General features: G+C 62.7%; 17 protein-coding genes. 9 read left to right on the forward strand and 8 right to left on the reverse strand.

What is annotated here, in order from left to right; genetic code table 11:
* The first annotated feature begins 84 nt into the window (after positions 1–84).
* The 3 genes from ettA to LMTR21_RS07775 all read left to right on the forward strand — a co-directional run bounded on the left by ettA (position 85) and on the right by LMTR21_RS07775 (position 3,724).
* The gene (gene ettA, locus LMTR21_RS07765) at positions 85–1,734 is read left to right on the forward strand and encodes an energy-dependent translational throttle protein EttA (RefSeq protein ID WP_065754893.1); all 1,650 of its coding nucleotides are present in this window, start codon (positions 85–87) and stop codon (positions 1,732–1,734) included.
* A gap of 130 nt (positions 1,735–1,864) precedes the next feature.
* The gene (locus tag LMTR21_RS07770) at positions 1,865–2,455 is read left to right on the forward strand and encodes a TIGR00645 family protein (RefSeq protein ID WP_065754894.1); all 591 of its coding nucleotides are present in this window, start codon (positions 1,865–1,867) and stop codon (positions 2,453–2,455) included.
* A gap of 48 nt (positions 2,456–2,503) precedes the next feature.
* Entirely contained in the window at positions 2,504–3,724 is a 1,221-nt protein-coding gene (locus LMTR21_RS07775; protein ID WP_430642578.1) for a lytic murein transglycosylase, read from the forward strand.
* A gap of 165 nt (positions 3,725–3,889) precedes the next feature.
* Here LMTR21_RS07775 and LMTR21_RS07780 read toward each other — a convergent pair whose 3' ends face one another.
* Positions 3,890–4,162, reverse strand: coding sequence for a hypothetical protein (locus tag LMTR21_RS07780; protein ID WP_065744450.1), 273 nt, complete (start codon positions 4,160–4,162; stop codon positions 3,890–3,892).
* A 233-nt stretch (positions 4,163–4,395) separates the two neighbouring features.
* Positions 4,396–4,713, reverse strand: coding sequence for a hypothetical protein (locus LMTR21_RS07785; RefSeq protein ID WP_057839272.1), 318 nt, complete (start codon positions 4,711–4,713; stop codon positions 4,396–4,398).
* Positions 4,714–4,887: 174 nt separating this feature from the next.
* Here LMTR21_RS07785 and LMTR21_RS07790 point away from each other — a divergent pair, with 174 nt between their 5' ends.
* The 3 genes from LMTR21_RS07790 (at position 4,888) to bfr (ending at position 6,248) form a co-directional block, all read left to right on the forward strand.
* Positions 4,888–5,166 (forward strand): hypothetical protein, encoded by a 279-nt coding sequence (locus LMTR21_RS07790; protein ID WP_187399323.1) that lies wholly within the window; start codon positions 4,888–4,890, stop codon positions 5,164–5,166.
* Between the two features lie 180 nt (positions 5,167–5,346).
* Positions 5,347–5,622, forward strand: coding sequence for a (2Fe-2S)-binding protein (locus LMTR21_RS07795; protein ID WP_065754896.1), 276 nt, complete (start codon positions 5,347–5,349; stop codon positions 5,620–5,622).
* Between the two features lie 140 nt (positions 5,623–5,762).
* Entirely contained in the window at positions 5,763–6,248 is a 486-nt protein-coding gene (gene bfr, locus LMTR21_RS07800; RefSeq protein WP_065754897.1) for a bacterioferritin, read from the forward strand.
* 152 nt (positions 6,249–6,400) lie between these two features.
* Here the strand turns inward: bfr and LMTR21_RS07805 are convergent, their stop codons facing one another.
* Positions 6,401–7,003 carry an MSMEG_1061 family FMN-dependent PPOX-type flavoprotein gene (locus LMTR21_RS07805; protein WP_065754898.1) on the reverse strand — a complete coding sequence of 201 codons (603 nt, stop codon included), beginning with the start codon at positions 7,001–7,003 and terminating at the stop codon, positions 6,401–6,403.
* Between the two features lie 254 nt (positions 7,004–7,257).
* On the opposite strand from LMTR21_RS07805, the gene LMTR21_RS07810 reads away from it, so the two are divergent.
* Positions 7,258–7,908, forward strand: coding sequence for a hypothetical protein (locus LMTR21_RS07810; protein ID WP_065754899.1), 651 nt, complete (start codon positions 7,258–7,260; stop codon positions 7,906–7,908).
* A gap of 54 nt (positions 7,909–7,962) precedes the next feature.
* Here LMTR21_RS07810 and LMTR21_RS07815 read toward each other — a convergent pair whose 3' ends face one another.
* The 3 genes from LMTR21_RS07815 to LMTR21_RS07825 all read right to left on the reverse strand — a co-directional run bounded on the left by LMTR21_RS07815 (position 7,963) and on the right by LMTR21_RS07825 (position 9,745).
* On the reverse strand, positions 7,963–8,310 hold the full coding sequence (locus LMTR21_RS07815; RefSeq protein WP_065754900.1) for an MmcQ/YjbR family DNA-binding protein: 348 nt from the start codon (positions 8,308–8,310) through the stop codon (positions 7,963–7,965).
* A gap of 17 nt (positions 8,311–8,327) precedes the next feature.
* Positions 8,328–9,392 (reverse strand): alpha/beta fold hydrolase, encoded by a 1,065-nt coding sequence (locus LMTR21_RS07820; RefSeq protein ID WP_065754901.1) that lies wholly within the window; start codon positions 9,390–9,392, stop codon positions 8,328–8,330.
* A 113-nt stretch (positions 9,393–9,505) separates the two neighbouring features.
* On the reverse strand, positions 9,506–9,745 hold the full coding sequence (locus LMTR21_RS07825; RefSeq protein ID WP_065754902.1) for a DUF2188 domain-containing protein: 240 nt from the start codon (positions 9,743–9,745) through the stop codon (positions 9,506–9,508).
* Between the two features lie 130 nt (positions 9,746–9,875).
* Here LMTR21_RS07825 and LMTR21_RS07830 point away from each other — a divergent pair, with 130 nt between their 5' ends.
* Together LMTR21_RS07830 and LMTR21_RS07835 are read left to right on the forward strand one after the other, a co-directional pair.
* The gene (locus LMTR21_RS07830) at positions 9,876–10,142 is read left to right on the forward strand and encodes a DUF2277 domain-containing protein (protein WP_065754903.1); all 267 of its coding nucleotides are present in this window, start codon (positions 9,876–9,878) and stop codon (positions 10,140–10,142) included.
* Positions 10,143–10,231: 89 nt separating this feature from the next.
* Complete coding sequence (locus LMTR21_RS07835) at positions 10,232–10,459, forward strand: hypothetical protein (RefSeq protein ID WP_065754904.1); 228 nt, start codon at positions 10,232–10,234, stop codon at positions 10,457–10,459.
* 16 nt (positions 10,460–10,475) lie between these two features.
* On the opposite strand, the gene LMTR21_RS07840 is transcribed toward LMTR21_RS07835, so the two are convergent.
* Together LMTR21_RS07840 and LMTR21_RS07845 are read right to left on the reverse strand one after the other, a co-directional pair.
* The gene (locus LMTR21_RS07840) at positions 10,476–11,648 is read right to left on the reverse strand and encodes a cytochrome P450 (RefSeq protein ID WP_065754905.1); all 1,173 of its coding nucleotides are present in this window, start codon (positions 11,646–11,648) and stop codon (positions 10,476–10,478) included.
* 201 nt (positions 11,649–11,849) lie between these two features.
* Positions 11,850–12,608: an SDR family NAD(P)-dependent oxidoreductase gene (locus LMTR21_RS07845; RefSeq protein WP_065754906.1), complete on the reverse strand. Its 759-nt coding sequence runs from the start codon at positions 12,606–12,608 to the stop codon at positions 11,850–11,852.
* Between the last annotated feature and the right edge of the window lie 74 nt (positions 12,609–12,682).

Below are 12,682 nucleotides of genomic sequence, written 5' to 3' on the forward strand. Positions count from 1 at the left end.
TTCCTGCGGTTGCCCTTTGGGAGCCACGCCGCTACATCAGCGGCAGCAAAATTTCCATAAATCCTCCGGTTTCAAGGAAGCGCGATGGCTCGCCAGTTCGTCTATTTCATGCAGGGTCTGACCAAGAGCTACCCGACCCGCAAGGTGCTCGATAACATCCATCTAAGCTTCTACCCGGACGCCAAGATCGGCGTGCTCGGCGTCAACGGCTCGGGCAAATCGACCCTGCTCAAGATCATGGCCGGCCTCGACAAGGAATATACCGGCGAGGCCTGGGTCGCCGAGGGCGCCCGCGTCGGCTACCTCGAGCAGGAACCGCACCTCGACCCCGCGCTCAACGTCCGCGAAAATGTCATGCAGGGCGTCGCCAAGCAGAAGGCGATCCTCGATCGCTACAACGAACTGGCGATGAACTATTCGGACGAAACCGCCGACGAGATGACCAAATTGCAGGACGAGATCGAGGCTCAGGGCCTCTGGGATCTCGACAGCAAGGTCGATCAGGCGATGGACGCGCTGCGCTGCCCGCCCGACGACGCCGACGTCACCAAGCTTTCGGGCGGTGAACGCCGCCGCGTCGCGCTGTGCCGTCTTCTGCTGGACCAGCCGGAACTCTTGCTGCTGGACGAACCGACCAACCATCTCGACGCCGAGTCGGTGTCGTGGCTCGAAGGCCATTTGCGCAACTATCCCGGCGCGATCCTGATCGTGACCCACGACCGCTACTTCCTCGACAACGTCACCGGCTGGATCCTCGAGCTCGACCGCGGCCGCGGCATTCCCTACGAGGGCAATTACTCGTCCTGGCTGGTGCAGAAGCAGAAGCGTCTCGAGCAGGAAGGCCGCGAGGAGGCCGCCCATCAGAAGACGCTGGCCCGCGAGCAGGAGTGGATCGCATCCTCCCCGAAGGCGCGTCAGGCCAAGTCCAAGGCCCGCTACCAGCGCTATGAAGAGCTGTTGAAGCAGGCGAGCGAGAAGCAGACCCAGACCGCGCAGATCATCATCCCGGTCGCGGAGCGGCTCGGCGCCAACGTCGTCGACTTCGAGGGACTGAGCAAAGGCTATGGCGATCGCGAGCTGATCGACGATCTCACCTTCAAGCTGCCGCCGGGCGGCATCGTCGGCGTGATCGGCGCCAACGGCGCCGGCAAGACCACGCTGTTCCGCATGATCACGGGTCAGGAAAAGCCTGATAAGGGCACCATCACGGTCGGCGAGACCGTGCATCTCGGTTACGTCGACCAGTCGCGCGACGCGCTCGACGGCAAGAAGACGGTGTGGGAGGAGATCTCAGGCAATAACGAACTGATCCTGCTCGGCAAGAAGGAAGTCAATTCGCGCGGCTATTGCTCGTCGTTCAATTTCAAGGGCGCCGACCAGCAGAAGAAGGTCGGCGCGCTGTCAGGCGGTGAGCGCAACCGCGTGCATCTGGCCAAGATGCTGAAATCCGGCGCCAACGTGCTGCTGCTCGACGAACCGACCAACGATCTCGACGTCGACACGCTGCGCGCGCTGGAGGAGGCGCTGGAGGACTTTGCCGGCTGCGCCGTCATCATCAGCCACGATCGCTGGTTCCTCGACCGCATCGCCACCCACATCCTGGCCTTCGAAGGCGACAGCCATGTCGAATGGTTCGAAGGCAACTTCCAGGATTACGAAAAGGACAAGATGCGCCGGCTCGGCCAGGACAGCATCATCCCGCATCGCGTGAAGTACAAGAAGCTGACGCGGTGAACTAATAGGGCGTTTGCGTGGTGGCCGCAGCGACCGCGCTGCGGCCAGTTGTCGCTTCACAGTGCGGTCAGATTGCGTAGATATAAGCCGCCTTCCGCAATTCGAATCCCTGCAAGCCGAGCCTTCCCTGATGTCCCTTACCCCCGAAACACCCTTGCCGCCCGTGTCTCAGCGGAAGGGATTGCGTCCGATCCCGCTGCTGATCTTCAGCTCACGCTGGCTGCAATTGCCGCTTTATATCGGGCTGATCGTCGCGCAGGGCGTCTACGTGGTGCTGTTTCTGAAGGAGTTGTGGCACCTGTTCGCCCACGCCTTCGATTTCAGCGAGCAGCAGATCATGCTGGCGGTGCTGGGCCTGATCGACGTGGTGATGATCTCCAACCTGCTGGTGATGGTGATCGTCGGCGGCTACGAAACGTTCGTCTCCCGTCTCAATCTGGAAGGGCATCCCGATCAGCCGGAGTGGCTCAGCCACGTCAATGCCAGCGTGCTCAAGATCAAGCTCGCGATGGCGATCATCGGCATCTCGTCGATCCATCTGTTGCGCACCTTCATCGAGGCCGGAGGATTGGCCTCGGGAAAGAGCGCCTACACTGAAACCGGCGTGATGTGGCAGACCATCATCCACACGGTTTTCATTCTGTCGGCGATTGGCATTGCCTATGTCGACAAGTTGTCGAACGTTTCCACCGAAAACGCCAAGCAGGCCATCTCGCATTGATGGGCGGCGTGTAAATCAGTTGGAGTTTTGCTTTTGCGAACGGGAGCGATCGCCGCAATTTTGATAGCGACTGCGGTGACGTTCGGAACGGCGTCTCCGGCGTTCTCCGCCGACGCCGCCTTCATCCAGTTCATCGCCTCGCTGTGGCCGGAGGCGCAGGCGGCCGGCGTGTCGCGCGCGACGTTCGATCGCGAGACGCAGGGACTGGAGCCTGACTACAAACTACCCGATCTCTTGCTGCCCGGCCGGCCCGCCACCGGCGCGCCGGCGCAGGCCGAGTTCGTGCAGGTGCCGGCCGACTATGTGAAGGAATCCTCGATCGCGCGGCTGGCGGGCGAAGGACAGAGGCTGATGCAGAAGCATCGCGCGGCGCTCGGCGAGATCGAGAAACGCTTCGGCATACCCGGCACGATCGTGCTCGCAATCTGGGGCCGCGAGACCGATTTCGGTCGCCACCGCTTGCCTTACGATACGCTGCGCGTGGTCGCGACGCAGGCCTATGTCGGCCGGCGCAAGGATCAGTATCGCACCGAGTTCATTCAGGCGCTCAAACTTCTCGGCGAGGGTGTGGTGGCGCGCAAGGATTTCCGCTCGTCCTGGGCCGGCGCGACCGGCCTCACCCAGTTCCTGCCATCGGAATATTACAAGCACGGCATCGATCTCGATGGCGACGGCCGCGTCGACATCTGGCACTCGGTGCCGGATGCGCTGGCCTCTGCCGCACAGCAGCTCGTCAACAAGGGCTGGCAGGCGGGCGTGCGCTGGGCCTATGAAGTGAAGGCGCCCGCCAATGTCGACTGCACCATGGGCGTGCCCGAGGTGACCAAGCCGATCGCCGAATGGCTGCGCGCCGGCTTCGTGCCCGCACGCGGGCAGCGATTGAGCGCGGCCGAGCAGGCGCAGCCGGCGTCGCTGTTGCAGGTCGAGGGCATCTACGGCCCGGCGTTCCTGACGACCAAGAACTACTTCGTCATCAAGGAATACAATTTCTCCGATCTCTATGTGCTGTTCGTCGGCCATCTCGCCGACCGCATGACAAGTCCGCAGCCCTTCGCTACGCCGTGGTCGGCGTCGACGCAGTTGCGTTCGGCCGATGTCGAAGCCATGCAGCGTCATCTGACGCGCATCGGTCTCTACAAGGACAAGCTCGACGGCAAGGCCGGCATGCTCACGCGCGCGGCGCTGGGGGCGTACCAGAAGTCCGCCGGCCTCAAGGTCGATTGCTGGCCGAGCGAAGCGGTGCTGCGCTCGATGAGTGGGGGACGCTGACGTCGTTCTCCGGCGGCCCGGATGAGCGCAGCGAAATCCGGGATAAGCCTATCCGCGGATGCAATAGTCCCGCATGTCGCTGGCGCTCATGCGGGCTACAATCGCGACAAACAAAAAGCCCGGCCGAGGATGCGGCCGGGCTCTGATTAAACGCGCTAGATCAGATCAGTTGCAGACCTCGACGCGGCGATAGCGCCAGTCGTAGCCGTCCCAGAAGCGCTCGCGAACCATGCGGCACGCCGGATAGGGCGCTTCTTCCACATACACCGGACCGCCGTAGGCCGGGCGGCTGGAGGCAATCGCGCCACCGATGATCGCGCCGCCGAGCAGGCCGGCCGCCACGCCTGCGGCTACGCCGCGCTGGGCGCTGGCGGGCGTCGAGGCAAGCGAACCGGCAATCGTTGCGACCGCGACGAAGGCAGCAAATGTCTTCTTCATGTCCTGGGCTCTCCTGGAGTGACGCCTTCAGGCGCCGGGTTTTAGGGATGACTCACACGCTGTTTCGAACTGCCGCTTCGCTAAAAAAGCGCACATGGGTCAATCGAAAGTAAACGTTCGCAAACGGTGGCCGAAAAAAACGGTATTTTTGGGCCGATGAAGGCAAGCACCCCGGAAAGACGGCGCCTTTCCGGAGTGTTGGGACGTAAATTTAATGAAGATGAACGGCTGTTTTAGTCGCAAACCCTGACGTTGCGGACCCGCCAGCCATAACCGTCCCAGAACCGCTGCCGCTGCCAGATGCAGGATTCGCCGTAACCGGGATCGGCGACATAGGCCGGGCCGCCGTAATAGCCAGGCGCATAGTAGCCCGGACCGCCGTAGTAATAGCCGTTCTGGGAGGCAATCGCCCCGCCGACAATGGCGCCGCCGATCAGGCCGGCCGCGACGCCCGCGGCCACGCCGCGCTGTGCATGGGCCGGAGCGGGAACAGCCACGGCCGAAATGGTCAACGCGGCGGCAGCGCCGAGCGCCATCAATGTCTTCTTCATGGGCTCACCTTTTCTCAGCGTGAAGTATATCACGGTTTTGTCGCGCCAAAAGTTCCACGGTTCACTTGAATAATCAATGAACGCCGGGACCTCTGGCGATGACGAAATCGGGAGGTGAGGCAACTCGCGGTGCGAAGATACCGAATTGTTCTTATTGGTCATTGAACGCAGGACATGACAACGATGAGTGGAATGGCGGCATTGATGGTGGCGATCGGCGGAACGTCGCTGATCTGCTATCTGCTGATGAACCGGGCGCAAAATCGCAAGCCGCGGCGCGAGAGCGCGGGCGGCGACAGCTATGGCACGACTGCCAGCGACGGTTCCGGCGGCGACGGCTGGAGCCTGTTTTCCTGGGGCGGCAGCGACAGTTCCTCATCCCATGATTCCGCTTCATCCAGTGATAGCGGCGGAGGAGGCGGTGGCGACGGCGGAGGCGGTGGCGGCGATTGATGGCGGAAACGCCGGCAGATCAGCGCCGAATTGATTTGCCGCAACGCTGCCAATTTAGATTCATTCCAGTGTTTGCCCGGCATCAGTTTGGAATTGCTTGAAAATGCGGCTTTTCCTTTTGCATCTCGCCGCGCTCTTCCATATCGATGAAGCCGCATCACTGAAGGTCTTAACGGTTTCATGATTGTCTGTTCCTGCAACGTCCTGAGCGACCACGATGTCCGGAATGCCGTGAGTGCAGCTTCGGACCTGCCGCGAAATCCCAAGCAGATTTACGGGTGCCTCGGCTGCAGCGCCGAGTGCGGCCGCTGTGCGCGCACGATCAAGACCATCATCGACGAAGCGCTTGGTGCCTGCGCCAAGGAATGCTGCTCCGGCTGCCCACATAGCCGCCACGCCGCCAACGACGAGCCGGCGCAGGAATCCGCCCCGGCGTTCGCCCTCGCGGCCTGCTGAAAAGCCCCCGCCGAATCCCCAAATTTGCGCCGTTCCCACCGCTTTTTTTGCGGGACGGTTGCTCTTGGCTCCAAACTGATTTAGAAACATTCTAAATTCAGTGTCAGGCCGCGTTTGGCCTGAAAAAATCGGAGTGGACCATGCAGGGCGATCCCAAAGTCATCGACTATCTCAACAAGGGCCTGCGCAGCGAACTCACCGCGATTAACCAATACTGGCTGCACTACCGGCTCCTGAACAATTGGGGCCTGCTCGACATGGCCAAGGTCTGGCGTAAGGAATCCATCGAGGAGATGGAGCACGCCGACAAGTTCACCGACCGGATCCTGTTCCTCGACGGCTTCCCCAATATGCAGGTGCTCGATCCCCTGCGTATCGGCCAGAACGTCAAGGAAATCATCGAATGCGATCTCGCTTCCGAGATCGCCGCGCGCACGCTCTACCAGGAGGCTGCAACCTACTGCCACAGCGTCAAGGACTACGTCTCGCGCGACCTGTTCGAGAGCCTGATGAAGGACGAGGAACACCACATCGATTTCCTCGAGACCCAGCTCGATCTGATCCAGCGCATCGGCCTCGAACTCTACACCCAGAAGCACGTGGGTGGATTGGAGAGCGGGGACTGAGATTTCCACCCTCCCCTGGAGGGTGATCTCTCAATGCCCACCACTGTCGTCACCCGCGAAGGCGGGTGATCCAGTATTCCAGAGACGGCAGTGGCTAAACCGAAAAGCCGCGGCGTACTGGATACCCCGCATTCGCGGGGTATGACGACCTGCTACAACTGCTCCTTGTAGCGCTCGTAGATTTCCGCCTGGCTCTCGCGCGCGCCGAGGCCCGTCTGGTCGTGGATGACTTCGCCGATGCTCGGCATCACCGAGCGCTCGACCTGCGTCGCCCCCCACAATTTCGAGCGCATCAGCGCCTTGCCGCAATGGAAGTATGATTCCCTGACTTCGATGCGCAGCACCGCGCGCGGTGGCTTGCCGAATTCGATCATCGACGCCATCAGCTCCGGGTCCACCGAGACCTTGCCCTTGCCGCCGACACGCAGCGTCTCGTCGATCCCTGGCACGAAGAAGATCAGCTGCACGAAGCCCGAGCCCTCGACGATGTTGCGGAAACTGTCGATGCGGTTGTTGCCCGAACGGTCCGGCATCAGAAGCTCGTTCGGCCCCGCGACGTGGATGAAGCCGGGATTGCCGCCGCGCGGCGAGGCATCGACGCTGCCGTCCGAGCCGGAGGTCGCCAGCACGCAGAATGGCGACATGCCGATGAACTTCTTCGCATGCGCGTCGATCTCCGGCCGCGCCTTGGCGATCACGCGGGGCGAGGGAGCGGGATAGATCGTGGCGAGGTCAGAAGGGGCAAGATCGGACAAGGGCGGCTCCTTTCGATTTCGCGCCAAGGCTATCATCCCGCCGGTTTTGCGTCATCCCCAGGTTGGAAGGCTTCCAGCATTGCGAGCGAAACGATTTGTCCGCCGCAGCTTTAGCGAAGGCGGAAGGGCAGCACGGACGACGTGCTATCGATCTTGCGTGTGGTTCGTGGTGAGATGTGCAGGCGCAGCAAGCCGCCTAACATGCGAGTCAGTCGCCCGCGGTTGGTGGAACGAGCCGCACGATTGGAAACGCGTTGGGCGCAAACCCGAAGATTGCGATAGGCCTGCTTTCACCCGTGGGGCTACTGTTTGCGCTCCCCATCGCGCTTTGGGCTTTCAGCTTCACCGAACTCTTCGGGCAGGAGAAATGCCGCATTGGCTCCATCAGCGACGTCGAATACGAGCGCATTCTGTCTCGGGCCGGCGCGCAACGCTGGACGGTATGGCCCGGCCTGTCGAATGGGGTGTTTTGGCCCTCGGACAATGGCTTCCGAAGCCCGACAGCATCCTTCAACGGTAATATCAATGATCAGCTCCTGTCACATGTCCGAGAGATTGCAGGATCCGACGCGTCCGTCGATCGCCAACTGGCTGCGGGCCATGCCGTCATGCGCAGCATGGGCGCAGAATACGTCCGGACTCAAGAAGTGCCTGATGTGGGTCGGGATCGCGGCGCTTCGAGCGTCCATTTCACATACTACCTGCCGCAAGTGCGTTTCGCGCCTGCGTGTGTTCTTTGCCTGATATGGTGGCACACGACCATCGACGTGATCTTTTCTCATGACCTCGCCACCGACCGATACGGGCTGCAGGCAGTGACCGTTCACCACACTGGGCTGAAAGGCACTCCCGACAAGGAGCGTGCGCGCAACGTCCCATGGGGTAGTTGCCCCAAGTTTCAATGATCCTATCGCAATGGATGATGGATTGAGCGGGACCGCAGGTCGATGCGCGCGAAATCAAGGCTGCTTTGCCACGCGCCGCTTCGCGGAAGCCTTCGGCGCGACATTCTTCCACGCCATCGTCAGCGCGCTTTTCAACGTCGTCGCATCGGCCTTGGCGAGGCGCACATTGGTGTAACCCTGTCTGCCCCATCCGCCCGGCACGGGACGGAAGATATCGGGCTCCGCCTCGACCAGCATCGTTTGCTGTTCGGCTGTCAGCTTCAACGTGCCCCAGTCTTTATCGGGATAGCCCAGCGTCGCGAAGATGCGTTTGCCCGCGCGGAAATCTGCCTTGCCCTGATGCGCGCTCTCGACCGCATCAGGCAGCGCGAGCGCAATCCGGCGAAATCGGCTTGCAGACATCGCGGTCTCTTCGGCCCCTACATCGCCCGCTGCGGCGCGGTCTGCAGCAACTCCTGCAGCTCCTTCTTGTAGAACTTTGCGTTCCCCGTCGTGAGATGGCCGCGCGTCTCGTTCGAGGCCGGAATCAGGAACAGCCGGCCGTTCTTGACGCGCTTCATCGCTGCATCCGTGACGCCGGTTTCCGGCGGATTGCGCTCGTCATCCGCGGCATTGATCAGGAGCAGCGTGGCCGCGATCTTCTCCAGCGACGGCGCAGGATTGTAATCGTGCGAGGCTTCCCACTGGTAGATGAAGTCGTTGGCGTCGGCGGTAACAGCAGTGGCCAGCCGGTCGTCGACCATCTTGTCGGCCTTCGCGGCCGTCGGCGCCAGTGCCTGATAGGCCAGCGTGCCGCCCCCGGTCGCGATGCCATAGGCGTTGATGGCGTATTTCATCATGCGCGGTGGGCTGGTGTAATTGCCGCCATTGTAATCGGGATCGTTCTTGATGGTCTCCAGCATCATCCGCCGGAGCATCCAGTTGCGCGCCGCCATCTCGGTCGGCTGCGAGGCCATCGGCACCAGCGCGTCCATGAATTGCGGATACTTGCCGCCCCAGATCCAGGTGTGCATGCCGCCCATCGAATTGCCGATCACGAGCCGCAGGTGCTTGACGCCGAGACCTTCCGTCACCAGGCGATACTGCGCGTCGACCATGTCCTCGTAATTGTATTTCGGAAACGTGGTCTTCATGCCGTCGGAGGGTTTTGACGATTTGCCGTGGCCGACGCCGTCGGGAATGATGATGTAGTATTTCGCGGCATCGAGCGGCTGGCCGGGACCGAACAATTCACCGCCGAAGGTCGCCGTCAGCATGCTCGCCGCCGAGCCGCCCGAGCCGTGCAGCACCAGCACCGGCTGCCCGGTCGGCTCGCCGATGGTAGTGTAGGCCAGCCGCAGCGCCGGCATCGTCTCGCCGGTGTGGAATTTGAAGTCCCTGGCGATCCACTCGCCCTGTTTCGGCGCGGGATAGTCGGCGGCGAAAGCGGTGATGGTGCTGAGCGCCAGTGCGGCGGCCGACAGCGCGACGTGCGACAGATTCATGATGATCTCCCCGAGGCTGCGGCCGTCTTTGCGGACCGCTTGCAGGGAACTTAGCACACCGGCTGTTTCACCGTCACCACATCACGAAACCATGTATCGACGCGCGGCGCCGCCTAGCCCTCCACGTCGGTCTCTGGGCGGTCGTTGCCGGCGGCGGTTTCCGAGAGCCATCGTCCGTCAGCGGTTTCGTATTCGATCACCTCCGTGCGGCCCGGTACCCGCTGCTCGGTCGCGGCGCGCCGGGCGGCGGCCAGCGCCGTAGCGCGGTTTGGAAACGGCTCCGAAAACACGCCGTTGACGGTGTAGGCCCAGCCGCCGTCATGCTCGACGATCTTGTAGGTCACGTGGGTCATCGGGAACTCGCTGTTTGCAGGTACCGACAGGGGTGAACGTGCCACTGGATTTATGACAGAATAGGGCACGCCGTCGGATTTTGCACCGGCCGTTCGTCCTTGATCGACGACCCCTGCAGAAGAGAGAACCATGTGCCGCAACATCAAGACGCTGTTCAACTTTGAGCCCCCGGCCACGCATGCGGAGATCCATGCGTCCGCGCTGCAATTCGTGCGCAAGCTCTCCGGCTTCAACTCGCCGTCGCAGGCCAATGCCGAGGCTTTCAACCGCGCGGTGTCCGAAGTCTCCGACAGCGCGCGGCGCCTGCTCGCTTCGCTTGAGACCAACGCGCCGCCGCGCGATCGCGAGATCGAAGCCGAGAAGGCGAAGGAGCGCTCGCGCCGGCGGTTGGGCTAGCTGGTTCCTGCGTGGCGTGATGCACCTCGCGGTGCGGCGAGGTCGCGGCGATCATGCTGACATCCTTCTTCAGTCATCGGAGGGATGTCATGGATCAGGAAAAGCGGTTGAAGCTCGCCGCCATCTTCTTCGCCGTCTTCTGGATCGGCGGCATGCTGTGGTGGAGCGGCGAGTATCATCCCGCCTACATCATCCTTCTTGCCGTTTGCGGGACCCTCGGAGGCTACCTCTGGTATCTCGCGATGCGCCGGGTGTTTCGTCACATGCACCTGCTGCCGCGAAATGGCGATAACGGCGCCGGCCGCGAGACGCGGTAACGCTTTCGCCGATCGATCAGCCGGCGTCCCACTTCACCGGCAGATTCAGCAACCCGCGAAACGCCCAGCCGCCGATCCGCACCGGTTCGTTGTTGTCGAGCCGCAGGCCCTTCAGCCGCGCGAACAGGCACGGCAGCGCGACGTCGGCCACCATCGCGCGCGAGGCGAACGCGCCGGCGCAATAATGTGGCCCGGCGCCGAAGGCGATGCTCTTTTGCGTATCGCGGGTGATGTCGAAACGATCCGGCTCGGCAAAGCAGGCCTCGTCGCGGTTGGCGGAGCCGAACATGAAGAACACGCGGTCTTCCGGCTCGAAGTCGATGCCGCCATACGTCCAGGGTTTGGCGACGCGACGCGGCGACATCTGGATCGGCGCGATCCAGCGCGCGTATTCCTCGAACACGTCGATCCACTTTGCCTTGCCCTCGCGCACCAGCGCGAGCTGCTCGGGATGCGTCAGCAGCGCCCAGGTCGCCCCTGCGATCGCATCGCGCGGCTCGTTCTGGCCGCCCGAGATCGCCAGCTTGATGTTGGCGCGGATGCTGTCCATGTTCTGGCCGGACACCAGCAGCACGCTGAGGATCGAGGTGTTGGGGTGTTTCTTCACCACCGGGATCATGTCGTCGATGGCGGCATCGATGCCTGCGGTCGCCGCATGGCAGCGCGCCTCGACCTCCTTGTTGCCGGTGTAGTTGGCGATGCCGTCGATCATCGCCTGCGACCACGCGTCCATGTCCTGGTAGCGCATGTTGGTCAGCCCGGTGACGTCCTTCAGGCATTCGGCCGACAGCGGCAGCGCCAGCGTCTTGCAGAGATCGGCGGCGCCTTGCGGCACCAGTTCGTCGAGGATGCGGTCGGCATGGGCCTGAAACTGGCGGACCCAGGTATCGCGCACCGTGCGCGGCGACACCGCGGGAAACATCGCCTGCCGCTCGCTCATGTGCGCATCGCCGTCCTTGCGCATCATGTTGTGGCCCATCAGCACGTTCATCAGCCCGTTCGGCTGATGCGAGGAGAACACGTCGATGCGCTTCTCCTGGGTGAAGATGTCGTCGCGCCGGGTGAATACCGTCGAGCCGAGCTGCGGCACGAAGGCGATCGGCACCTCTTTGCGCATCTTTGCAAGGGCCGGATAGGGATCGGCCCAGAAGGCGGGAACGTCGATATCAAAATGCGGGGCGTTGGACATGGATGGTGCGTTTCCGTCTGGTGGCTTTTTGAGCAGGGTGACCAAGGGAAACGCGGCTGTCAAATGCCGTGCGGTTGAACCGATACAGCCTCCGAAACCTTAGGATATGGGACGCCGGGCGCGCCGGTGGCCGTCGCCCTTCGAGGCGCGCAGTGCGCACACCCCAGGGCGACGGATCCACCTACACTATCATGCCTTAGCTCACACCGCCCGATAGCCGCCGTCGACCATCACGATCGAGCCGGAGACGTAAGCCGAAAGATCGGAGGCGAGGAAGATCGCCGGGCCGACGATGTCCTCCGCGGTGCCGGCGCGGCCGAGCGGGGTGTGGTCCATGAATGTCTTCACCAGCTCCGGATTGTTGGCGCGGGCATTGGCGTTCAGCGGCGTCGCGATGAAGCCGGGACCGATCGCGTTGACGCGCACCCCTTCCTTGCCGAGTTCGGCGGCGAGCGCCTTGGTGAAGCCCAGCACGCCGTGCTTGGAGGCGGTGTAGGCCGGCGAGCTCGGCGTGCGCACATGCACGAAAGACTGGATCGAGCCGATATTGACGATGCGTCCCTTGCTGGCGCGCAAGGCGGGGAGGAAGGCGTGCGTCACGTTGAAGACGCCGGTGAGGTTGATGGCGATGATGTCTTCCCAGTCGCTGATCACGGCCTCTGCCGCGCCCAGCATGCCGTTGCGGCGCACGATGCCGGCATTGTTGACGAGGACCGAGACCTCGCCGACCTTGTCGGCGATCTGCTTTGCCATCGCGACGCAGTCGTCGCGCCTGGCGACATCGAGCGCAAAGCTTATCGCCTTGTCGCCGATTTCCTTGGCGGCTTCCGCTGCCGCCTTCTCGTCCCGGTCGAGCAGCACGACGCGCGCTCCTTCACGCGCATAGCCGATCGCGATGGCGCGCCCGATGCCGGAGCCTGCGCCGGTGACGACTGCGATGTGATTTTGGAGAAGGGGCATGGGGCGTTTCCTCTTGCTTGATTTTGCCAGAGGATAGCAAGTGCGCCCGCGTGCACAAGATGGGAGGGAAGGCG

The organism is Bradyrhizobium paxllaeri, assembly GCF_001693515.2.
GTDB classification, from domain to species: Bacteria; Pseudomonadota; Alphaproteobacteria; order Rhizobiales; family Xanthobacteraceae; genus Bradyrhizobium; species Bradyrhizobium paxllaeri.